This window comes from uncultured Granulicatella sp. (assembly GCF_938030755.1).
Classification (GTDB): Bacteria; Bacillota; Bacilli; order Lactobacillales; family Aerococcaceae; genus Granulicatella.
Window position 1 is genome coordinate 34330 of the sequence record NZ_CALHIF010000040.1, and the last position, 21456, is coordinate 55785.

General features: G+C 39.5%; 20 protein-coding genes. 1 reads left to right on the plus strand and 19 read right to left on the minus strand.

The genetic code is table 11. From position 1 onward, the window contains the following. Positions 1 to 154 precede the first annotated feature (154 nt). From Q0594_RS04255 to pth, 14 genes are all read right to left on the minus strand, one after another. Positions 155 to 1120: a hypothetical protein gene (locus Q0594_RS04255; RefSeq protein ID WP_298729931.1), complete on the minus strand. Its 966-nt coding sequence runs from the start codon at positions 1118 to 1120 to the stop codon at positions 155 to 157. A 63-nt stretch (positions 1121 to 1183) separates the two neighbouring features. Then, on the minus strand, positions 1184 to 2059 hold the full coding sequence (locus tag Q0594_RS04260; RefSeq protein WP_298729932.1) for a hypothetical protein: 876 nt from the start codon (positions 2057 to 2059) through the stop codon (positions 1184 to 1186). A 99-nt stretch (positions 2060 to 2158) separates the two neighbouring features. Further along, on the minus strand, positions 2159 to 2752 hold the full coding sequence (locus Q0594_RS04265) for a hypothetical protein (protein ID WP_298729934.1): 594 nt from the start codon (positions 2750 to 2752) through the stop codon (positions 2159 to 2161). A gap of 132 nt (positions 2753 to 2884) precedes the next feature. After that, a complete protein-coding gene (gene hslO, locus Q0594_RS04270) occupies positions 2885 to 3787 on the minus strand; it encodes an Hsp33 family molecular chaperone HslO (protein WP_298729936.1) in 903 nt (300 codons plus the stop codon). A gap of 63 nt (positions 3788 to 3850) precedes the next feature. Then, a complete protein-coding gene (gene ftsH / locus Q0594_RS04275) occupies positions 3851 to 5956 on the minus strand; it encodes an ATP-dependent zinc metalloprotease FtsH (RefSeq protein WP_298729938.1) in 2106 nt (701 codons plus the stop codon). A gap of 101 nt (positions 5957 to 6057) precedes the next feature. Then, the gene (gene hpt / locus Q0594_RS04280) at positions 6058 to 6600 is read right to left on the minus strand and encodes a hypoxanthine phosphoribosyltransferase (RefSeq protein WP_298729940.1); all 543 of its coding nucleotides are present in this window, start codon (positions 6598 to 6600) and stop codon (positions 6058 to 6060) included. Continuing rightward, complete coding sequence (gene tilS / locus Q0594_RS04285) at positions 6587 to 7960, minus strand: tRNA lysidine(34) synthetase TilS (protein WP_298729944.1); 1374 nt, start codon at positions 7958 to 7960, stop codon at positions 6587 to 6589. Before tilS ends, hpt begins: the two co-directional genes overlap by 14 nt. A 63-nt stretch (positions 7961 to 8023) precedes the next feature. Beyond that, entirely contained in the window at positions 8024 to 8518 is a 495-nt protein-coding gene (locus Q0594_RS04290) for a S1 domain-containing RNA-binding protein (protein WP_298729946.1), read from the minus strand. A 68-nt stretch (positions 8519 to 8586) separates the two neighbouring features. Beyond that, positions 8587 to 9030 carry a septum formation initiator family protein gene (locus Q0594_RS04295; RefSeq protein ID WP_298648398.1) on the minus strand — a complete coding sequence of 148 codons (444 nt, stop codon included), beginning with the start codon at positions 9028 to 9030 and terminating at the stop codon, positions 8587 to 8589. Positions 9031 to 9227: 197 nt separating this feature from the next. Continuing rightward, complete coding sequence (locus Q0594_RS04300) at positions 9228 to 9935, minus strand: MgtC/SapB family protein (protein WP_298729948.1); 708 nt, start codon at positions 9933 to 9935, stop codon at positions 9228 to 9230. 139 nt (positions 9936 to 10074) lie between these two features. Beyond that, the gene (locus Q0594_RS04305) at positions 10075 to 10350 is read right to left on the minus strand and encodes an RNA-binding S4 domain-containing protein (RefSeq protein ID WP_039848940.1); all 276 of its coding nucleotides are present in this window, start codon (positions 10348 to 10350) and stop codon (positions 10075 to 10077) included. Next, complete coding sequence (locus Q0594_RS04310) at positions 10337 to 11956, minus strand: polysaccharide biosynthesis protein (protein ID WP_298729951.1); 1620 nt, start codon at positions 11954 to 11956, stop codon at positions 10337 to 10339. The genes Q0594_RS04305 and Q0594_RS04310 overlap by 14 nt, the downstream gene beginning before the upstream one ends. After that, the gene (gene mfd / locus Q0594_RS04315; RefSeq protein ID WP_298729953.1) at positions 11940 to 15479 is read right to left on the minus strand and encodes a transcription-repair coupling factor; all 3540 of its coding nucleotides are present in this window, start codon (positions 15477 to 15479) and stop codon (positions 11940 to 11942) included. Before mfd ends, Q0594_RS04310 begins: the two co-directional genes overlap by 17 nt. A 69-nt stretch (positions 15480 to 15548) precedes the next feature. After that, complete coding sequence (gene pth, locus Q0594_RS04320) at positions 15549 to 16109, minus strand: aminoacyl-tRNA hydrolase (RefSeq protein WP_298729955.1); 561 nt, start codon at positions 16107 to 16109, stop codon at positions 15549 to 15551. A 200-nt stretch (positions 16110 to 16309) separates the two neighbouring features. On the opposite strand from pth, the gene Q0594_RS04325 reads away from it, so the two are divergent. Then, positions 16310 to 17284, plus strand: a complete 975-nt coding sequence (locus tag Q0594_RS04325; protein ID WP_298729957.1) for an L-lactate dehydrogenase — start codon at positions 16310 to 16312, stop codon at positions 17282 to 17284. A 43-nt stretch (positions 17285 to 17327) separates the two neighbouring features. Here the strand turns inward: Q0594_RS04325 and Q0594_RS04330 are convergent, their stop codons facing one another. From Q0594_RS04330 to rapZ, 5 genes are all read right to left on the minus strand, one after another. Further along, on the minus strand, positions 17328 to 18017 hold the full coding sequence (locus Q0594_RS04330) for a DUF554 domain-containing protein (RefSeq protein ID WP_298729959.1): 690 nt from the start codon (positions 18015 to 18017) through the stop codon (positions 17328 to 17330). A gap of 54 nt (positions 18018 to 18071) precedes the next feature. Beyond that, positions 18072 to 18449 (minus strand): single-stranded DNA-binding protein, encoded by a 378-nt coding sequence (locus Q0594_RS04335; protein ID WP_049554848.1) that lies wholly within the window; start codon positions 18447 to 18449, stop codon positions 18072 to 18074. A 48-nt stretch (positions 18450 to 18497) separates the two neighbouring features. Further along, positions 18498 to 19445 (minus strand): DNA-binding protein WhiA, encoded by a 948-nt coding sequence (whiA, locus tag Q0594_RS04340; protein ID WP_039848944.1) that lies wholly within the window; start codon positions 19443 to 19445, stop codon positions 18498 to 18500. A 68-nt stretch (positions 19446 to 19513) separates the two neighbouring features. Next, on the minus strand, positions 19514 to 20557 hold the full coding sequence (locus Q0594_RS04345; RefSeq protein ID WP_298729963.1) for a YvcK family protein: 1044 nt from the start codon (positions 20555 to 20557) through the stop codon (positions 19514 to 19516). Then, complete coding sequence (gene rapZ / locus Q0594_RS04350) at positions 20554 to 21444, minus strand: RNase adapter RapZ (protein ID WP_298729965.1); 891 nt, start codon at positions 21442 to 21444, stop codon at positions 20554 to 20556. The genes Q0594_RS04345 and rapZ overlap by 4 nt, the downstream gene beginning before the upstream one ends. Positions 21445 to 21456: the final 12 nt, after the last annotated feature.

Sequence of the window (21456 nt, forward strand, 5' to 3'; positions counted from 1 at the left end):
GGTTATCATTTGTTAACTTTTTAACTTGTTTGTGGCCGAATTAATGTTCCTATAGCAGATCTAAACCCGCAGTATCAAAAGATTTCTACACAACAAAACAGCCTACGAAAAAATCGTAGACTGTTTTGTGTACCATAAAAAATATTTTATTTTTTTAAAATTGAATATACACATTATATGAGCAAATTTCTCTTAAATAATGGACTAAATCAATGACATTGTCCTGTAAATTACCAAGAGGAACTTTTTCTACTGGCTTACGGCCTTCATTGAAGAACGAAAATTCATATTTCGCGCCCCATTTTGATTTTTGACGAATTACGGATGCACTGACCGCTTTTTCTAAGTCTACTACCCTGAACTCCGTCCCAAAAGAAACCAAAATTCCATCTTTGACAAGTACCCCAAGTTGATTATCAAGATACTCCGCATCATCCAATAAACGTTTCATATCGTCTTGATAGTCAGGGAACAGCTCATCAAAACGAGCATAGTGTTTTTTTATTTGACGAACGCGAACGATTTGCCACACCAATACAATGACAAAAATCACGATTACCACCATTAATATCACGATGTCGAAAAATCTATCTGCATTATTCGTAATGGTTAAATAATGGGTTTTGTCCAATTTATCGAGAGTCGCCTGCACCGAAAGTGGACTCAGTTTGAATTTTTCTTCAAATTTTTCCTTCACTTCTTGCGTAATATTTGTTTTGACGCTAGATCTCCCTTTTTTCTCTTTCTCATTAACTACACGGATATTCAAGTAGAAGTCAGATGTGGCGAGCGCGTTCGTTTTATCCGGAAGCGCCTCTTTAAACTCTAGAATTTGTTTAATTTCAGAAGTCTCTGTTTTTAAGAACGACACTCCATAATTATGTTTCACTAAATAATATGCTTCATTGTCTATCTTTAGCGGGCTTGGGTCAATATCTAATACTTTAATCGAACTAGACGATGAATCTTTTTCCATTTCATAAATGATTCCATGTTCGTATAATTCACGTCCACTCATAAAGCCAAACGAAACAACAATCCCCACCATTGCCACTATTAATCCTAACAGGACAGTGAGAATCCAGCTTCCCCATGTTCGTCTTAAAATTCCTTTATGCATCTCGACCCCTCTTACTTTCTATTGAAATTTTTAACTCATCTTCTTTGAACCGCATATCCACTACTATTGAAACAATATCGATATTTTGGTTCCTTCTTTTTCATTCAAATACTCCACTAATTGGCGAACATCTTCTAGACGATTCTTCAATTGAATGGTTACTTTCTTATTCCCTCTAAATCCAAAATCGATGGCATAGGCAACACTGCTTTTTGCCAATTGGCGACGAACTTCAACATTTCGTACTTCACGTAATCTAATTATTCTAAAATCGTTATTATAGCAAACTAATTTATGATCCTTCACTAGTACTTTTAGAATAGGATTATGAAAATCTGCATCCATTGGTAAAGCCTTCATATTTAGTGCGTATCGTGGAAACTCTTTATCAAACGCTTCGTATTCTACCTTCAATGTACGCACTCGTCTATACGCAACGTAAAAGAAGACTACCGCTAATAGAAATACAAAGAGTGTAACCCCCGTCTCCAACAATCGATTTGTAAATGATGTCAACGTTAAATAATGGAGGAAGTCCAGCGGTATAGATTCTCTGGTAGCCAAGAGAGTCCCCTTCTGATATTGGTTTATAATAGCTTCCATCAATGCTCGCGGTATATGGACGGTCTTACTCCCTCTACGCCCCTTTGTTACTGCTGGCGTTACTCGAACATTTAAATAAATATTCGCCTCTTTTAAAGGCTCCCATCCATTCGGATTTTCTTTCTTCAAATCGAGTAATTGTTGAATGTCTTTGGCAGACGCTTGAAGTGGCGTAACCCCATTTTCATGCTTTACTAAATAATAATCGTTTCCATCATAAGTGAGGGGCTCTGAGTCTATATCCAACGCACGAATCGCAACGGAGGTTCCCGCATCATTCAAATGATAAATATCTCCAGCCTTATAGAGCGCCTCTCCTTGCATGTATCCTTTCACGGTTCCAAAAAGAAAGAAAATCCCTATCAGGCTCAAAAATAGAGCTGAGCCCCAAAGAAATATCGTTCTTCGTACATATCCTTTATGCACCTTTATTTCCTACTTTCTATTGTTATTTTTCCAATCGTCCTTAATCTTAACTGGGACGAAGTAATTCACTTTTCGAACAAGACGATACTTGTCTTCTAGTGTCTTTCCATACGTATTTGGAACAAAAGCAAGTCTTCTTGTCTTAAACGTAAACTTGATTCCATAATACACACGGCGACCTGTACTCGTACGATATAGATGAATTTCTTTTAATTCTTTTAGCGGAATCACTGTAAAATGACTTCCGTAAAAGATGAGCACTTCTTTTACGATCATCGCTTCGAATTTTTCATCGACATAGTCTGCTTTTTCTTTAGAATCTTTTTGTTCCCATTCGTTATTCGGGAAGAGTGCATCTAATTTCTTAAATGCGAAATAATATCTCACAGATAAACCAATGACTTGACCTAGCATCAGGAGCACAATTGCGAGCATCACTAGTTGCAATAAGAGAATCGGATGACTCCAAACGTCTACATCTCGGTAAAAATTAAATTGTTCGAATGTTTTAAAATCAAGCATTAGAGCCACTGCCAAAAGTGCGATACTCCCCACAAATAACAATAAATAACCTTTCATTCGAGCAAAAATTCGTTTAATCATCTATATACCTCGTCCGTATTATGTATGTATTATACTGAGTTTTTCTTTATTTGTATAGCTTTAACGGCTGAAAACACAAAAAGAGTGAGAAGAAATGGAATCACCCCTTCTCACTTTCTTACACCTTAACGATTAAGCGTCTGCCGCTTCGCGTTTGGCATTAATTTCATCGATTAACCCTTGTAATTCTGCTTCATCAAAATGATATTTCTCGCCACAGAAATGACATACCACTTCTGCACCGTGATCTTCGTCAATCAAGTGTTGTAAATCATCTACCCCAATCGACATCAATCCTGCACTGAAACGTTCACGCGTACAGCCGCAATGAAACTTCACAGGCATTTCTTCTAATTCACGAATGTTTTCCGAACCTAATAATCGATTTAAAATATCGCGCGGTTGTTCTTGTTGGTCAATTAATTTTGAAACCATTGGAATTTCGTTAATACGACGTTCGATTTCTGAAATCGTCGCTTCGCTAGCTCCTGGCAATAATTGAATCATAAAGCCACCTGCTGCACGTACCGTTTCATCTGGATTTACAAGAACCGATACCCCAACAGCTCCATTAACTTGCTCTGAAACTGCTAAGTAATACGTAAAGTCCATTCCGAGCTCCCCGTCCACGATGGGCACTTGGCCTGAGAATGGTTCTCTCATATTTAAGTCTTTGATAACGGTAATCGTTCCGTTTGTTCCAACGACACCACGGACATCTAATTTTCCTTTGTCGTTTAAGTCAAGGCTGACATGAGGATTTGTGATATAACCACGCATTTCCCCACGACCGTTTGCATCAGCCATGATTTTTCCACCGGGGCCATCCCCATTCACTTGAACCGTGATGCGTTCGTCACCTTTTAAGCTACTTGCTAATAATTGCGTTCCGATAATCGTACGTCCAAGCGCTGCTGTAGCAGAACTCCAAGTGTCGTGTCTGCGTTGGGCCTCTGCAATTGCATCTGTTGCTACCATAGCAACGGCTTTAACCTCATCATTGAATGCTAATACTTTTAATAATGAATCTGCCATTTGTTTCTCCTTTTTTAAAAGAAAAGAGCTGTGACAACAGCCTCAGCTCTCTTTCTCTTTCTATTATTCGTCTTTGTTTTCACTCTCAAGTTTGCTTGGAGCTGGCGTAACATCTGCTACTTCCACTTCCTCGTCCTCTTTGGGATTTTCTTTACCTTCCGCTTGTTCAGCATCACGTTTTGCTAAGGCTTTTTTTGTTTCTTCAAAACTTGCCGCTTCTGATTCGCTTGGATATTCATCTTCCACGATGGTAGCTGGCATTTCACCTGTTTCAAAAAGTGATTTGATTGTACGTTCGTCTAACGTTTCTAATTCTAGAAGTTTTTGAGCAATTAATTCTAATTGGTCTTTATGTTCTTCTAAAATTTGAAGAGCTTTTTCATGCGCTTCTTTCATGATACGACGTACCGCATTGTCAATTTCAAAGGCCACTTGATCTGAGTAAGCTTTTGTTTGACCATAGTCGCGTCCGATAAATACTTGATGATTTCCTTCGTATTGAACAGTTCCTAATTCATCCACCATTCCGTACTCTGTAATCATGCTACGAACGATAGCTGTTGCTTGTTCAAAGTCGTTACTTGCTCCGGTAGTCTTCACACCAAAGATAAACTCTTCAGCAGCACGACCACCAAGAAGTCCAACTACTTGTTCGAATAATTCTTCTTTTGTCATTAAGAAACGATCTTCTTTTGGAAGCATAATCGCATACCCGCCAGCGCGTCCACGAGGGACAATCGTTACTTTATGAACCACACGAGCATCGCTTAAAACCATACCCACAATGGTATGTCCTGCTTCATGGTAAGCCACCATTTCGCGCTCTTTCTTGCTGATCGCACGATCTTTTTTCGCAGGACCTGCAATCACACGGTCATGTGCTTCATCCACGTCTAATGCGTCGATGGCTGTTTTATCACGACGAGCGGCCACTAAAGCTGCTTCGTTTAATAAGTTTTCAAGTTCTGCCCCAGAGAATCCTGGAGTTTGCTGCGCAATCACTTTTAAGTCCACGTCTTTTGCAAGCTTCTTATTGCGTGCGTGTACTTTCAGAATCGCTTCACGGCCTTTCACGTCTGGACGACCTACTAAAATTTGGCGGTCAAAACGTCCTGGACGAAGTAAGGCTGGGTCTAATACGTCTGAACGGTTTGTTGCGGCAATCACGATGATTCCCTCTGTTCCTTCGAACCCGTCCATTTCAACGAGCAATTGGTTTAATGTTTGTTCACGTTCGTCGTGTCCGCCACCCATTCCGGCACCACGTTGACGACCAACGGCATCGATTTCATCGATAAAGATAATTGCTGGAGCATTTTTCTTCGCGTTTTCGAATAAGTCACGAACACGGCTTGCTCCAACCCCTACAAACATTTCTACGAATTCAGAACCTGAAATCGAGAAGAACGGTACATTTGCTTCACCGGCAACGGCTTTGGCAAGAAGGGTTTTCCCTGTTCCTGGAGGGCCCTCAAGAAGTACCCCTGCAGGAATACGAGCACCAAGCGCTGTAAATTTACGTGGGTCTTTTAAGAATTCAACCACTTCTACAAGCTCTTGTTTTTCTTCTTCGGCACCGGCTACATCAGAGAAGCGCACTTTTACGTTTTGTTTCTTCTGATTGGTTGCACGACTCTTACCAAAGTTCATCGGATTGTTACGTCCGCCTTGGCCACCTTGACTCATAAACATGCTATACAGCAAGAAGCCCAAGATTCCCAGCGGAATAACCACTTGGATCAGTGCTGCAATCCATACTCCTGTAGAACTTTCTGGTAAAGATTCCACTTTTGTATCTTTTGATTGAGCAGCTTCATTAATTTCTTTTATAGTAGAGTCATTTGGCAATACTGTTGTTTTGAATTGTGTACTCTTTGTAGAACGATTATCAAAAATCGATAATCCTTTTTGATTTTTAGCTTCTTCGGTAGTTTGCTCCTTAGGATCTGTATATTCCCCAGTAATCGTATAGACAGAGTTTGAATATTGCATTTTTAATTCTTTAATTTCGCCTTTTTTCAAACTTTGCATAAATTCTGTATAAGAAATATCTGCTACAGGGCCTTTCGAATTACCATTGAACATTCCTACAAAAATGACAATCGCACCGAAAATAAGCATATATAGTAAACTTGATCTAAAAATTGATCGATTTTTATTTGTATTCATTGGACCTCCTCATCTTCTTAAAAAAGAAGAACGATAGTATTCTTAACTACCGCTCTATCATAACATATTTGACTTTTATTGACGAATAGTTTAACTCATTCTTAATTTTCGTAGAATTCTGATTTCAATACGCCGATACAAGGGAGATTACGATAAAATTGTTTGAAGTCCAATCCATAACCTACAACAAACTTATTAGGAACTTCAATTCCAACATAATCTGCTTCGATGGCTTCTTCACGACGTTCAGGTTTATCTAATAAAGTCACCACTTTTACGCTTGCTGCTTGGCGATGTTTTAATAATTCAACCACGTGTTTTAAAGTACGGCCCGTGTCGATAATATCTTCCACGATAATCACATGGCGATCTTTAACGCTTTGACCTAGGTCTTTTAAAATACGAACCTCACCACTTGACTCAAATTCATTTCCATAACTAGATACATCCATGAAATCAATTTCTAAGTTACAGTCCATCGCACGAACTAAATCTGCCATAAAGAAAATAGCACCCTTAAGAATACAAATGACTAACGGATCTTTCCCACGGTAATCTTCCGCTAAAGTAGCACCTAATTTCTTGATTGTTTCTTGTAATTGTTCTTCTGATACTAAAATTTCTGACATATCATTTTTTAACATGTGTGCACCTCGTTTTGTTTTCGTAAGATAGAATCATTTTACCAGTTTCCTCCTCAAAGGACAACGGATGAGCATAGCGATAGCCTAAAATTGCACGAATTTTTTTGGATGCATCCTCAACAACCCAAATTTGTTTACGTTCTTCTAGTGGAATCTTTGAATTGATAAACCATCTGGAAATTTTTTGATGTTTTGTCCCTTCCGCATTCAGTGCAATTTTATCTCCAGATTTTGCATGACGAATGGTTAGTGGAAAATCCTCTTTATTCACGGGAAAGGCAAATTCTGAAGATGTCTTTCCTGTTGTGAGCAAAATTTGCTCATCTTCATTTGGACGAATTAATGTATCCTCTGCTTTGGAGAGTACGTACTCAATATTTGGAACGACTCTAGGTCTTCCTTTTTCAAATGAACAGTCTTCATAACGTTTCTTAAACTTCCATCCATTTGACAAATCTAGAGTGAGCTGTGCTTTATTCGAGCCAATTTTTTCCAAGATCTGTTCCATCTGGACAACTGAAATCGTTGTATCCATTTGGATGAGTACTTGTTGTAAGAGTAATCGTTGCATCTCTATAGGTTCTTTCAGGAATGCTTCGCGGTGGAATAAAACTTTTTTCTTTCCTTTTTGGAATAATAGCTCCTGTTTTTCTTCTAAAATCGGCATTAAGCAGGCCACAGCGTCCGCTATCATCTGCGCGCTCTTTTGGAAGTGACTTCCGGCATTTGGATTTTCCTCCTTTAGAAAAGGAACCACATGATGACGATATCTATTTCTTGTATAATTGTCCGATTCATTCGATTCGTCTTCTAAGTAAGGAATTTGATGTATTTCGGCTTCTTTGTACAATTCTTTCTTATCCAGTGACAGGAACGGGCGTAAAATCGTCATTCCTTTCACCTGACGAATTTCCTTCATCCCAGACAATCCTTCCAATGTACTTCCTCTAGACCACTTCATTAAAATAGTTTCGAGTTGATCATCTTGGTGATGTGCTAATACTAAATAATGGGCTTGATGTTTCTTCAATACTTCCTCAAAGAATTCATAACGAAAATTTCTTAAGATGCTTTCTGAGGCTTTTTCTTCCTTCGTTTCCTTCCAATTCTTTATTTCAAATGGAATTTGATGAGATTTGCAAAAACGACGGACTAATTGTGCTTCATCCATCGACTGGACGCGAAGTCCATAGTTCACATGCGCCACTACAAGATGTTCTTTAGCGTCGTCTTCAAACAAGAGAGCCATAGCATTCAACAAAACCATCGAATCGACTCCGCCGGATACAGCGAGAACATATTTTTGATGAGTATACTCAGGTACTCTTTTTCTAAAAAAACTGGCTAATTGATGTTGCATAGCTCTCCCCTTTCTGTCAAAAAAATCTCCTCTAGCATTTACTAGAAGAGATTAGAATAGTCATTATGAACGGCGACCGCCACGTCCTCCACGTTTCCCTTCAGTGTTACGTTTCAATGAAGTTAAACGATCTTCAGAGTCTTTCAAGAAGGAACTCATCAATGAATCAAAATCAGTTGCTTTTGATTGCGAAGGAGATTTCTTTTCATATGGAGCAGCTGATTTCCCAGCAAAGCGATTTTTCTTGAAATCTTGTGAATCTTGATTACGCGGTGTGAAAGTTTTTTTGTTTTTAGATTTGTCTTCAGTATCTTCCTTTGGTTTATCAACGGCACGACGAATCGATAAACTAATTTTGCCGTCGTCAGCAATTGTCATGACTTTCACTTTAACTTCGTCTCCAACCTTCAAAACTTCTTTGATATCTTGGATATACGAATCTGAAACCTCACTAATGTGAACAAGACCTGTTTTACGATCTCCTAAATCGACAAAAACTCCAAAATTTGTAATTCCAGTCACTTTACCTGGGATTACGTTTCCTACTTCGATTGACATATAAAAAGCGTTCCTCCTTCATTTTTATCCTTTTTATACACGCTCACGTATAAAAAGGGTTCATTGCCTTATCGGTTTTGTGTGGTTACTTTAACAACAGTTTCCCCTTGTTCCACTTCTTCTTTGACTTGTTGCGCTTTGTTTTCAGCAGTGTCGTTAGGCGTACTAAAAATAATTTCACCATTTTTGCTTAAATAGTATTCACTACGCGCTAACTTCGCAATGTATTCATCACTTTGAAGAAGTTCAACTTGCTGCGTTAAAGATTCTTTTTGTTTTTCAGCGAATTCTTTTTCAGCTTTTGCCTTTTCAATCTTTTGATCTAATTGATTCGCTTGTTGTAATTGATTCCCAATACCGACAATCATCACTCCGGATATGGCAATTAATGCAATCACAATCAGTTTGGTAACTAGTGAATGACTTTTCCAAACTGGTGAAGAAGTTTTCGGTTTTCTTTTTTGGTTGATAGAAACGATATTCGAATTTGTGGATTGATTTTGTTGCTTCACCTTAATTGTCTCCTTTTTAACTTATACACAATGAGTATAACAAGAATGAGCCTTATCGTCTATGATTACACTAAGAATTTTTTTATTTTTTTATGATTATCCGTGTTTTTTAAGGATGGACTATCCTTCTAAAATCTCTTAAAACGATTTCTTTAAAAATAAATACCGCAGATAAGCTCTCTGCGGTATCAAAAATTTTAATTTACATCCTCAGTACGTAGTTTCACGCGTTTAATCACAACTTGATTTTCCGTTTCACGAATATAATTTTTCAAGTTTTCAATGACAATCTCTTCATCATTTTGGATACGAATCACTAGTTCATACTTCTCGTCGTCTAATTCTCTAGCTTCAACTTGTATGGATTGATAATCTCCAAAATGACAATAATTATAAATAGATTGTACAATCGTTGGGTTTGGAATTTCACAATAAATATTTACTTGACGGCTTTTCCCTTGTAATAAAGGCTCATATGCAAGCTTTTGCACAATGACGATAATGGCCGAGCATAGTGCTCCAAAGAACCAGAATCCCCCACCAATTGCAAGTCCAATCCCTGAAGTTGCCCAAATTCCAGAGGCTGTAGTCAAACCACTTACGCGTTTATCACGCATAAAAATGATTCCCCCTCCAATAAAGCTGATCCCGCTGACCACTTGCGCAGCTACACGAGCAGTATCATAGTTTGGAGTATCTAAAAAAGCTTCTTTTGAAATAATCATCATCAAACAAGAAGTTAACGCCACAATCATGTGCGTTTTCACACCCGCTTGTTTATTTCTAGAGGTACGCTCATAACCAATCGCTAATCCACATGCGCATGATATAAAAATAGCCAAAAAATGACGTAATTCCATCCATCCATTGAATGGTTGCAATATATTTATGGCATGTAAATCCATGGTTTCTCCTCCTTTAATCCTTTTTAAAAAGTACTATTTATCATACCCCTTTCTGCAATGGAAGTCAACAGAAAACGCATACATTTTTAGATAAAAAACTAGGCTCCCTCAAATGAGAGAACCTAGTTTTAGATTCATTTTATAAATTTGTGTTTTCTTCTTTAATGAACTTTTCTTCTAAAATCGTAAACATTTCTTTAGCGTCTTCTTTTCTTGTTGAATCCATCAACGCTTCAACTTGTACTAAGACATGTTTGTTCCCGAATTGAATCGCGATTTTGTCGCCAACTTTTACGTCCGTTGAAGATTTCGCCACTTTATCATTAATAAACACACGTCCCTTGTCAGCCACTTCTTTAGCCACTGTACGACGTTTAATTAATCGGGATACTTTTAAAAACTTATCGAGTCTCATCATTTTCCTCTTTTCTACTAAATTTTCTAAGCAAGGTTTTTCCTTTAGGGATTAGCACCCATTCGCGTTTTGTAAATAAATTCCATTTCATCGTTCCAGCCAAGAAGAGGGCTACACCGACGAAGGCATAGAACAATGAAAATACAAAAGCCATCGTTCTAGAATCTTGAAGTCCTGCAAAGTACCACGTACCGTAGGATAATATCGACACGATAACGGTCATTCCCATCGCAATTCCAGTAAGAAGCTGTATGAAATTTCCTTCATGCAACACACTTATAAAAATGTCTTTTGCAAAAGCCATCATCACGCTCATCATGACACATAATCCAAGCGCCGTCGCAAGGCTGGCACCAAGTGTTCCAAACATCGCTACGAATAAATAATTCGTACCAGCTTTCACTACGAGTCCTGCTACGAGTGCCAGAAGCGTCTTTGGATATTGATGCTGGCTTTGGAAAATGCCGTGCAGCGACATAATGACTGACGCAAAGAAAATACTTGTAACATAGACAAGCAGTACTGACTGCCCCTTCGCATCTCCAAAGAGTGCGGTATTTAACCACGGCAAGATGGCAATCATCCCCATCGTCGCAACAAGTGAGAATGTCATCGTCATTCGAAGAAGTGACGCAGATAGTCTCTTAAATTCTAAGTCGTGGCCTTTCTTGAAGGAACGCGATAACATCGGCATATAGCTCGATGAAAATCCTACTCCAACTACCATTCCTAATTGAACAAGCGGTTGTCCCCGGTCGTAAATTCCTTTCAGGTCTTTCGCCACTTCAGGAAGTATTCCTTGGTCTGTTAACATATTGTACACAGAGAAAGAATCCACCAATTGAAACAAGACTAAAATAGAACTAAGGAGACAGATGGTCCCCCCTTCAAAGGCAAAGCGTTTAAAGAGATGCCCAAAAGTTGGAACTTCCATTTCTACTGGTGAAATCGTCAAGGCGTCGAGCGGATCTTTCGTTTCCTGATATGCATAATACAGCATCACAAGAATCGCGAAGACTGCCGCAATCGTCGCACTCGACATCGCCCATGTCCCCATCGTGTAGTAGTCTGAAATGGTGCTGCCAAACAGACTCGCTACAAAGAGAATTACCGCGACACGAACGACCTGCTCCACCACTTGTGAGATGGCAGTCGGCATCATTCGAAAGCTTCCTTGGAAATACCCCCTTGTGATGACTAGAAACGGCATCAATAGAAACATCCACGATACACTTTGGACGACTGGCAAGAGTTCTACGTCTCCCATCCAGCGGGCAATCATTCCTGCACCCAAATGGAGGAAGGCAAAAATCCCCACTCCAACGAGGCTTGCAATCACGAATAGCTGCTTCAATAATTTCTTTAAATGTGTCGACTCCAAGTATTCCGCGACTACATTGGACACGAATACCGGGAAGCCCGTTAATGCAAAGGTCATGCCGATTCCATAGATAGGATACACCTGTTGATATACATAAAATCCGGTGTTTCCTACCATGTTTTGGAAAGGAACTCGGTACACCGCACTTAAAATCTTAGCAATAAACGCGGCAATCGAGAGCGCAATCGCCCCTTGCATCATCCCTTTACTATTTATCTTCTTCATGTTTTTCCTCATCGCGGGCTAGAATTTCCCCGCATGTTTTTACAAACAGTTTAACTTGCTCCAGCCATAAGTCAACAGGCTTTTGCGTGATATTTAATAAAATCTGAAGACTTTCGCCCTTGTTGGCCACTTGTGCTGGTAATTTCACTGGACCAAGTGCCTCAAAGACAGGCACTCCTTGCAAACGAGTCGCAGTTGGCTGGGCAATCGTAATCGTCACCGAATTGTCTTTACGCTTAATCGAAACAGCGTTAATTTCATTCGCGTAATGTTTAATCAATCCAACTTCCGCTAATGCACTCACTTCATCCGGGAAGTCCCCGAAGCGGTCGATAAAATCATCGAGCAATTCTTCATAAGCTTCCACGCTATCAATCGAACGAATACGTTTATACATCTCGATTTTTTGGCGTTCATCTTGAATATAACTTGCAGGAATATACGCATCAATCTGCAAGTCGATTTCGACGGTTTCTTCGTCCGACTTCACTTCTTTTCCTTGTTTCTTCAACACGGCTTCACTTAATAATTGAGAATATAAATCAAATCCGACCGAATCGATAAATCCATGCTGTTGTTTTCCAAGTAAATTCCCTGCCCCACGAATCGATAAGTCACGCATGGCAATCTTGAATCCAGAGCCAAGTTCTGTAAAGTCGCGCATCGCTTGGAGTCGCTTCTCGCTAACTTCGGTTAAGACTTTATCTGGTTGATACATAAGGTATGCATAAGCAATACGGTTTGTACGACCAACACGTCCCCGCAATTGATACAATTGCGAAAGCCCCATATAGTCGGCATTTTCAATAAAAAGAGTGTTTACGTTTGGAATATCGACTCCGGTTTCAATAATCGTCGTTGTTACTAAGACATCGTATTCCCCTTCAATAAATTGGAAGAGAATATTTTCAAGTGTGGCCTCACTCATCTGGCCATGAATCACCCCGACACGACAACCTGGAACCAAAACTCTCAGTTCATCGGCCTTCTTCTCGATCGTCTCAACTCGATTATATAAATAGAAAACTTGTCCGCCACGAGCCATCTCGCGTTCGATTCCGTCTCGAATCGTCATTGGGTTTTGTTCCATTACAAAGGTTTGGACCGGATATCGGTTTGCTGGTGGCGTTTCGATGACGGATAAATCACGCACCCCAAGCATCGACATATGGAGTGTGCGTGGAATTGGCGTTGCTGTTAGCGTCAATACGTCCACTTGCGATTTCAATTGTTTCAAACGCTCCTTATGCTTCACACCAAAACGTTGTTCTTCATCGACAATGAGGAGTCCTAAATCTAAAAATTGCACGTCTTTTGAAAGAAGACGATGTGTCCCAATCACGATATCCACTGATCCTTTTCGAAGCTTTTCAATGGTTTCTTCTTGTTCTTTCTTACTTCGGAATCGACTCAGTAAACCAATCTTAAACGGATAGTCAGAAAATCGTTGAACAAAATTTTCGTAATGTTGCTCGGCGAGAATCGTTGTCGGAACAAGAACAGCTGCTTGCTTCCCGTCCATTACAGCTTTGAAGACCGCACGCATCGCTACTTCTGTCTTCCCGTATCCAACGTCGCCTACCAGCAGACGGTCCATCGGTTTGTCCTTTTGCATGTCTTCCTTAATCTCTGCCACACTTCGCAGTTGGTCTTGAGTCTCCGTGTAAGGAAAGGCTTGCTCGAATTCTTGTTGTTCCACGGTATCTCGGCTAAACGCATATCCTTTTTCGGCGTCGCGTTTAGCGTATAATTCGATGAGTTCATTGGCGATATCTTCAATCTTCGCAGCCACTTTTCGTTTTGTCTTCGCCCATTCCGTACCACCTAATTTATTGAGTTTTGGTACTTTGGCATCAGACGACACGTATTTTTGAACGAGCTTAATTTGAGAAACTGGAACGAATAAATTCCCGCCGTCTTGGTAATGAATCGACATGTAGTCTTGGTGAATGCCGCCGATTTCTAGCGTCTCCATCCCTTGATACACACCGACCCCGTGATTCACGTGAACCACATAGTCCCCAACCGCTAATTCAGTATAGCTCTTCAAGCGTTCCGCATTCGAGATCTTTTGGTTTCTCGGTGCGCGTTTTGTGAGTTTATTAAATAATTCGCGTTCCGTTAAAATAGCAAATTTGTCTTCTGGCAGTTCAAATCCATTGTGCATCTTGCCGACCATGATTTGAAGTTGCCCTTCTAGTACAGTCCCGTTTGAAATCACACTTTTGATATCAAAATCGGCAAAGGTTTGTTCTACTTTTTGTGCACGTTTGGCATCATCGACTAAAACGATGACTGTTGCGCCTTGTTTCTTCCAGCGGTCCGCTTCGACTTTCACCATCGGCATTTGCGAGAAGAACTGTGTCATCGTGCGGGTCGTAATCGGATGAATCGCATCGAGAGATAGTCGTCCGAGTCCTTTTTGGAAAATGGCTAAATACGTTCTCTTAAGAGGACTCTCCTTTAATACTTTTCGTCCATCTTGAACGAGCGACAATCCAGACGCAATCGCACCTGTTTCGATATGGTGCGTCTTCCAATAGCCAGCCTCTTCTTCTAAGGATTTACTCTTTTCGATAAAACGAGCGTAGTCATCAATAATGAGGTACGCATCTTTAGAAACATAATCTAATAAACTAGTCTTCTCAGGATAAATACATTCTAAGAAGTACGATAAGTTTGAAGGAATCTCTCCATTTTCTAATTGTGCATCGATAGCTTGTTGAATACTCGACACTTGGTCTCTTCGCTCTTGACTTTGGGAAGACTTCACGTCCTTTTCATAGAGCGCATGAATTTTCGTTTGCGCCTTCCAAACGGCTTCCTTTTGCAGAGGTAAGTCTGTGGCGGGTAAGATGCGCACTTCTTGAATCACATCCATCGAACGTTGTGTTTCCGCATTAAATGCGCGAATTGAATCCACTTCTGTATCAAAGAAATCAAGACGAAGTGGATATTCTTGGTCGAGCGGATAAATATCGACGATACTTCCACGAAGCGCAAATTCACCAGGAGTCGCCACCATATTTTCGCGGCGATATCCTAATTCCACCAACTGCTCCACAAAGGTATCCATCGATTCGATTTTAGACCCGATGGCTAGTTCAAGCGAACTCTTTTTCCACACTTCTGCCGGTACTAAGAGTTTTTGTATTCCAGAGAGCGGCACAATGACGATTCCTTTTTGTCCACGGCTTAGAAAATCAAGCGTGCGAATCCGTTGGCTCACCACATCTGGTGATACCACTGAAAAATCCGCAGCAAGTGACTCTTCTACTGGAAAGAGATGAATAATATCCTCATCGTACCACTCTGACAATTCTTCATAAGTCTGCGTCGCTTGTAAGAGCGTTGGCGTCACAATCACTAATTGCTTATCTAATTTTTCAAATGCGCACGACTCGGCCAAATGTTTTATAGAACCACTGAGTCCTAAAACCAGTTGACTCTCATGGAGAGCGAGTGTATCTAGCCACTCCTTAAATCCTTTCAGTTTACTGATGGTTTGGTGCAATAATTGCATAACTTTCTCCTTTTTATAACGACAAAAAGAGACCGCGAAAAACTTCGCAGCATCTCTTCTTCTATTTTTTTAATTAAATTGATTCATTGTTTTAACAAAATCATCCGTATCAATCCACGAACGAATCGCATCGACACTCTTTTGCACCGCAAAAATAATGTCCTCTTCTTCCTCTTTTTCAAAACGGTTGAGCACATGTCCTACGACCGTACGTCCATCTTTTGGACGCCCAACCCCCACTTTAATTCGGTTAAACTCACTTGTCCCTAGGCATGAAATAATACTCTTCATCCCATTATGTCCACCAGCGCTACCTTTTTGACGAAGACGAATCTTTCCAACCGGCAGATCCATATCATCATAAACAACCAGCAAGTCTTCAATCCCTATTTTAAAATAATTCATCAATGGTCGAATCGCTTCCCCTGATAAATTCATAAACGTCAAGGGCTTCATGAAGATGACTTTTTCTCCGCCCATTTGCACCTGCGCAAACACTGCATCAAAAAGTGCTTTATCAAAATCAAACTTTTCTTGATAGGCCACTTCGTCCATTGTCATGAATCCGACATTATGTCTGGTCCCTTTATACTTTGCTCCAGGATTCCCTAGACCAACGACTAATTTCATACTTTCACCTATTCTTTTTTCTTCTATTTTGCTATTATACCATACCCCCACAACTTCCCGTTATTAATTCACTTTTTCACGAAATTGTTTTTTTTATGTATTATTTGTCATAATAAAGGACTTATAAAAATCAATTTTCAGAAAACCGTGCTATACTTATTTATGGATACTCCATTACTAATTTTTTAGGAGGTATGAACATGGAAAAATCTCAAAAACATGGTAATAAAGTAATTTTAGTCGGTGACGGTGCCGTTGGTTCTAGTTACGCTTATGCTCTTGTATTACAAGGGATTGCGGAAGAACTTGGAATCATTGATATCAATTTCGAAAAAACAGAAGGCGATGCGTTAGACTTATCACATGCCTTAGCTTTCAATGCCCCTAAAAAAATTTACGCAGCGACATACGAAGACTGCCACGATGCAGATATTGTATGTATCACTGCTGGAGCAGCTCAAAAACCAGGTGAAACTCGCTTGGACTTAGTCTCTAAAAACTTAAAAATTTTGAAAAACATTGTAGATTCTATTATGGCTAGTGGATTCAATGGAATCTTCTTAATGGCTTCAAACCCTGTGGATATCTTAACTTATGCAACTTGGAAATTCTCTGGACTTCCAAAAGAACGCGTTATCGGTTCTGGTACTTCTTTAGATAGTGCTCGTTTCCGTCAAACAATCGCTGAATTAGTAGGCGTTGACGCTCGTAATGTTCACGGATATATCATGGGTGAACACGGAGATACTGAATTCCCAGTTTGGTCACATACAAACGTCGGCGGTTTACAAATCTATGAATGGGTTCGTCAAAATCCACATGTAGATGAAGAAAAATTAGTCGAAGTATTCTTCCAAGTGCGTGATGCAGCTTACGAAATTATCGCTAAAAAAGGGGCAACTTACTACGGTATCGGTGCTACTCTAGCACGTATTACAAAAGCCATCTTAAATAATGAACAAGCGATTTTCCCATTATCGGTATACCTTGAAGGTCAATACGGCCAAGAAGATATTTATATCGGAGCTCCTGCCGTAATCGGACGTGATGGAATTCGTCAAATCATCGAAATCCCTCTAGCAGACTCTGAACAAGAGAAAATGGACTTATCTGCAAGAACATTGAAATCCATCTTAAACGATGCTTTTGAAAAATTAGAAGCAGAAAATAACTAATCAAAAAGAAAACTGAGTCGATAAATCGACTCAGTTTTTTTCATTAAAACATCGTTAAAATGGGTACAATTATAATAGGCATGAAAATAGCGGGTAAGAAATTAAGGACTTTTATCTTTGTAATCCCTAGAAGATTCATCGCCAAGCCAACTAAAAGTAAGGACCCCACTGCCGACATAGAAACTGTGACTGTCTCACTTAAATAAGGGGATACAAATTGCGATAAACCTACTAGAATCAATTCATATGCAATCACAGCTACAGATGATAGCCCCACGCCAATCCCTTCTGTTGCAGCAAGAAATATCGAAGTAATGCCATCTAAAATGGATTTTGTTTGAAGTAAAGTCGGCTCTCCAGTCAATCCTAGTTGAATCGACCCCATTGTAGCCAGCGCTCCTACACAGAAAATCATCACCGCAGCGACAAATCCTTCTCCTAAATTGACATTTGTCTCTTTTCCTTTTGAAGTCTTCTCTTGAAGCCAATCCGCAAATTTACGAACACGCTCCTCCATTTGAATTCCTTCACCCACAAGAGCTCCACAAACGAGCGATAAAATCATAATCATACTACTAGGAATTTGAATGGCTCCTTTAATTCCTACTAAAAACACACAAAGAGCTAAACCTTGTATAATATGTTGGGAAAAACGATCTGCGATAATATTTCTTAGAAATACTCCCACAATCGCCCCTACTGCAATGGCTACTCCATTTATTAAAATAATCACTGAAAAACTCCTTCATTCTAAATCTATGACGCGAAGGAATTTTTCTCCTTAACGCTATTCCACAAAAAGACTTTGTGGATCTTCAAACGGAGATTCTATCTCCTCTGTTTCGTGCTTTCTTTCTAAAAAATATACTTGTTCAATAACAACTTCGGTAACGTAAACTTCTTGATGATTCTTGTTCGTATAACGACGCGTATTCAGTCTTCCTTCTACTCCAATCCGGTCTCCTTTTTTGACAAACTTGCCGATTCGTTCTGCAATTTTGCCCCAAGCGACCACTTGAATGAAGTGTGAATGATAAGAATCATCATTGTTTCGATATACATTTTGCACCGCAATTGTATTATTAAACACACTTTTTCCTGAAGGTTGAAGCTGTTGTACTTCCACCTCTTTGACAACACGACCAATTAAAGATACTAAGTTCATGGAACCTACCTCCTATAGTTTTTCTATAGTAAGCTACGTTCCCTCCTTTTAATTGGATTTTTCTTCTTTTAGGTTTTGAGCAAATTCTGAGATTTTTCGAAGTCTATGATTCACTCCCGATTTTGAGATTGGACCAGAAGGAAGCATCTCCCCTAATTCTTTCAAACTAATTTCTGGATTTTCTAATCGGATTTTTGCGATTTCAGATAATTTATCCGGCAAGGAATCTAATCCTACCGTATCTTCGATATATTGAATCTCTTCAATTTGACGAGTTGCGGCATTGACTACCTTATTGATATTTGCATTTTCGCAATTCACAAGGCGGTTAGCTGTATTTCTCATATCTCGAATAATACGAATATCTTCAAAATGAAGCATGGCATTCGATGCGTGAATCACCGCTAAAAAGTCCGCAATTTTCTCTGCTTCTTTTAAATAAGTGATATATCCTTTTCGACGCTCAATCGTTCTAGCATTCAATCCAAAAGCATTCATCATCTGGCAAATATCATCATTGTGTTCTTCATAAATAGAGTAGATTTCTAGATGATAACGGCTCGTCTTTGGATCATTAATAGAGCCTCCTGCTAGAAAAGCGCCTCGAAGATAAGCACGCATTTTTTCTTCATCATCTCTAATATTTTCTGGAACGCGCATATTGAATAATCCGCTCGATTTGATATTCAAATCTTCTAAAATCTCTTCCGTTCCATGTTTCAGACGTACAATATAAACATTGTTTTTCTTTAGCTTCATTTTGCGTCGAACCAAGAGTTCACTCTCAACTTGATAATATTTTTTCAATAAAATATAAATACGTCTAGCAATGGCTGCATTTTCCGTTTGAATATTTAAGATTAATTGGCGGTTCAAAATCCCAACCGCACCATTCATACGAATAAGCGCCGCTAATTCGTATTTGGAATAATCATATTGCACTTCTAGCTGTGTTAACTCTTGTTTTGTTTCTGCAGCAAAAGATAATAAGGACACTCGTTTGTTCCTCCTTTCTCTTTTTGTCATAATGAAGGAGCCAAAAGACAAGCCTTGGCTCCTTTTCCTTAATTATTTTCAGTTTTTGCACTTTGTAAGAGACGGAATAATTCATCAATCACTTTTTCCCCGTCATGGTATACCCCATTTTCACGAAGACGAATAAAGTCTGATGAAATGACTCGACATCCTTGGTCTCTTAACCCTTGGAAGTCATATTTCACCTGATAAAGATATTCTTCATTCTTTTGTTGGCTTAAATATTCTTCCGGAACTTCCTCTGTATTCACCAGAACGGTATCAATAAATTTCGTTCCTAAATGTTCATGTAACACGCGCACATGATCAGCATCCGTAAATTGCTCAGTCTCCCCTAATTGGGTCATGATGTTACAAATATACACTACTTCCGCATTCGTTTCACAGACTGCTTCACCAATATCACTAATCATGAGGTTTGGCAAAATACTTGTGTATAAGCTACCAGGCCCCAATACGACCATATCTGCTTCCATAATGGCATTAATCACTTCTCTAGCTGCCATAGGAGTCCGATGTTCATCTAATTGGCGATTTTCATCATAACAGTGAACCGAAACTTTTTTAATTTCCTTCCGCAATTTTACTAATTTAGATTCCCCATCTACAATCGTGCCATCTTTAAACTCCGCACGAAGTAATAAAGGTTCTTCTGCCGCTGGATAAACATGCCCTTCAACCGCCATCATTCGAGACAGTAAACGGATGGCATCAAAAATATTATTCCCACGCATTTCCGTTAATGCCGCAATAATCAAGTTCCCAATCGCATGTCCTGCAAAGAACTGATCATCCGAATTGAAACGGTATTGGAAGATTTCTTTTTGTAAGGGATTCATTGGTGAAAGAGCAATCATACAATTTCGAATATCACCTGGTGGGACGACGTTCATGTAGTCCCTAATCACTCCTGAACTTCCACCATCATCGGCAACTGTTACGATTGCGGTGACTTCCGCATCACGCTTTCGGAGATTTCTAAGAAGAACAGGGAGTCCTGTTCCTCCTCCAATTACCGTAATTTTCGGGCCCTTTTTCTTCCTCGGAGGGTTTGGTGTTACCTCAAACATCATGAGCGTCCATTCCCTTCTTTACGACGATCTTTGTCACGATGAGAAATTTTCACATTATAAGAGTCGGATAATAATTCACGGCCAATTCGTTCTGCAAAAGCTACAGAACGGTGTTGTCCACCTGTACATCCAATCGCAATCGTTACGCTTGATTTTCCTTCTTTCTTGTAACCAGGAATGGAGAAATCTAGTAAATCCATCAGTTTATGATAGAACGTCTTCGCTTCTGGCTGACTCATTACATAGTCATAAACTGGTTCGTCTAATCCGGTCAAAGGACGTAACTCTGGAATATAGTGTGGGTTTGGTAAGAAACGAACATCCATCACCACATCTGCATCAATTGGTAATCCATATTTAAATCCAAAGGACATAACTTGAATCGTAAACACACCCTCTTGACCACTAGAGAAAGCTTGCATGATTTCTTCACGTAACTGACGAGGAGATAAATTCGTAGTATCAATGACTTTTTGTGAGCGAGTCTTAATATCTTGTAGTAATCGACGCTCCGCAATAATTCCATCATAAATACGCCCTTCCCCAGCTAATGGATGAGTTCTTCTAGTTTCTTTATAACGAGAGACTAATGCATCATCACTCGCTTCTAAAAATAAAATTTTCGTAGTAATAAAGGAAGTATTATCCAGTCCTCCGATTGCGGACATGATTTCATCAAAGAACGCACGAGAACGTAAATCGATTACGAGCGCAATCTTTGTAATTTTTCCTGATTCTTTCACTAATTCCCAGAATTTTGGTAATAAACTTGGCGGCATATTATCGACGCAGAAATATCCCATGTCTTCAAAACTTTGCATGGCAACAGTTTTTCCTGCACCACTCATTCCTGTAATGACGACTAATTCTAATTGATCTACTGTCATTGTCATTCTCCT

What these genes read in the sequence shown, in the direction of transcription:
- Q0594_RS04265 (WP_298729934.1), bottom strand. Translation starts at nt 2,752, where the DNA reads ATGATTAAACGAATTTTTGCTCGAATGAAAGGTTATTTATTGTTATTT.
- hslO (WP_298729936.1), bottom strand. Translation starts at nt 3,787, where the DNA reads ATGGCAGATTCATTATTAAAAGTATTAGCATTCAATGATGAGGTTAAA.
- hpt (WP_298729940.1), bottom strand. Translation starts at nt 6,600, where the DNA reads ATGTTAAAAAATGATATGTCAGAAATTTTAGTATCAGAAGAACAATTA.
- tilS (WP_298729944.1), bottom strand. Translation starts at nt 7,960, where the DNA reads ATGCAACATCAATTAGCCAGTTTTTTTAGAAAAAGAGTACCTGAGTAT.
- Q0594_RS04290 (WP_298729946.1), bottom strand. Translation starts at nt 8,518, where the DNA reads ATGTCAATCGAAGTAGGAAACGTAATCCCAGGTAAAGTGACTGGAATT.
- pth (WP_298729955.1), bottom strand. Translation starts at nt 16,109, where the DNA reads ATGAAATTAGTCGTTGGTCTAGGGAATCCTGGAGCAAAGTATAAAGGG.
- Q0594_RS04305 (WP_039848940.1), bottom strand. Translation starts at nt 10,350, where the DNA reads ATGAGACTCGATAAGTTTTTAAAAGTATCCCGATTAATTAAACGTCGT.
- Q0594_RS04325 (WP_298729957.1), top strand. Translation starts at nt 16,310, where the DNA reads ATGGAAAAATCTCAAAAACATGGTAATAAAGTAATTTTAGTCGGTGAC.
- Q0594_RS04255 (WP_298729931.1), bottom strand. Translation starts at nt 1,120, where the DNA reads ATGCATAAAGGAATTTTAAGACGAACATGGGGAAGCTGGATTCTCACT.
- mfd (WP_298729953.1), bottom strand. Translation starts at nt 15,479, where the DNA reads ATGCAATTATTGCACCAAACCATCAGTAAACTGAAAGGATTTAAGGAG.
- rapZ (WP_298729965.1), bottom strand. Translation starts at nt 21,444, where the DNA reads ATGACAGTAGATCAATTAGAATTAGTCGTCATTACAGGAATGAGTGGT.
- ftsH (WP_298729938.1), bottom strand. Translation starts at nt 5,956, where the DNA reads ATGAATACAAATAAAAATCGATCAATTTTTAGATCAAGTTTACTATAT.
- Q0594_RS04310 (WP_298729951.1), bottom strand. Translation starts at nt 11,956, where the DNA reads ATGAAGAAGATAAATAGTAAAGGGATGATGCAAGGGGCGATTGCGCTC.
- Q0594_RS04300 (WP_298729948.1), bottom strand. Translation starts at nt 9,935, where the DNA reads ATGGATTTACATGCCATAAATATATTGCAACCATTCAATGGATGGATG.
- Q0594_RS04345 (WP_298729963.1), bottom strand. Translation starts at nt 20,557, where the DNA reads ATGATGTTTGAGGTAACACCAAACCCTCCGAGGAAGAAAAAGGGCCCG.
- Q0594_RS04335 (WP_049554848.1), bottom strand. Translation starts at nt 18,449, where the DNA reads ATGAACTTAGTATCTTTAATTGGTCGTGTTGTCAAAGAGGTGGAAGTA.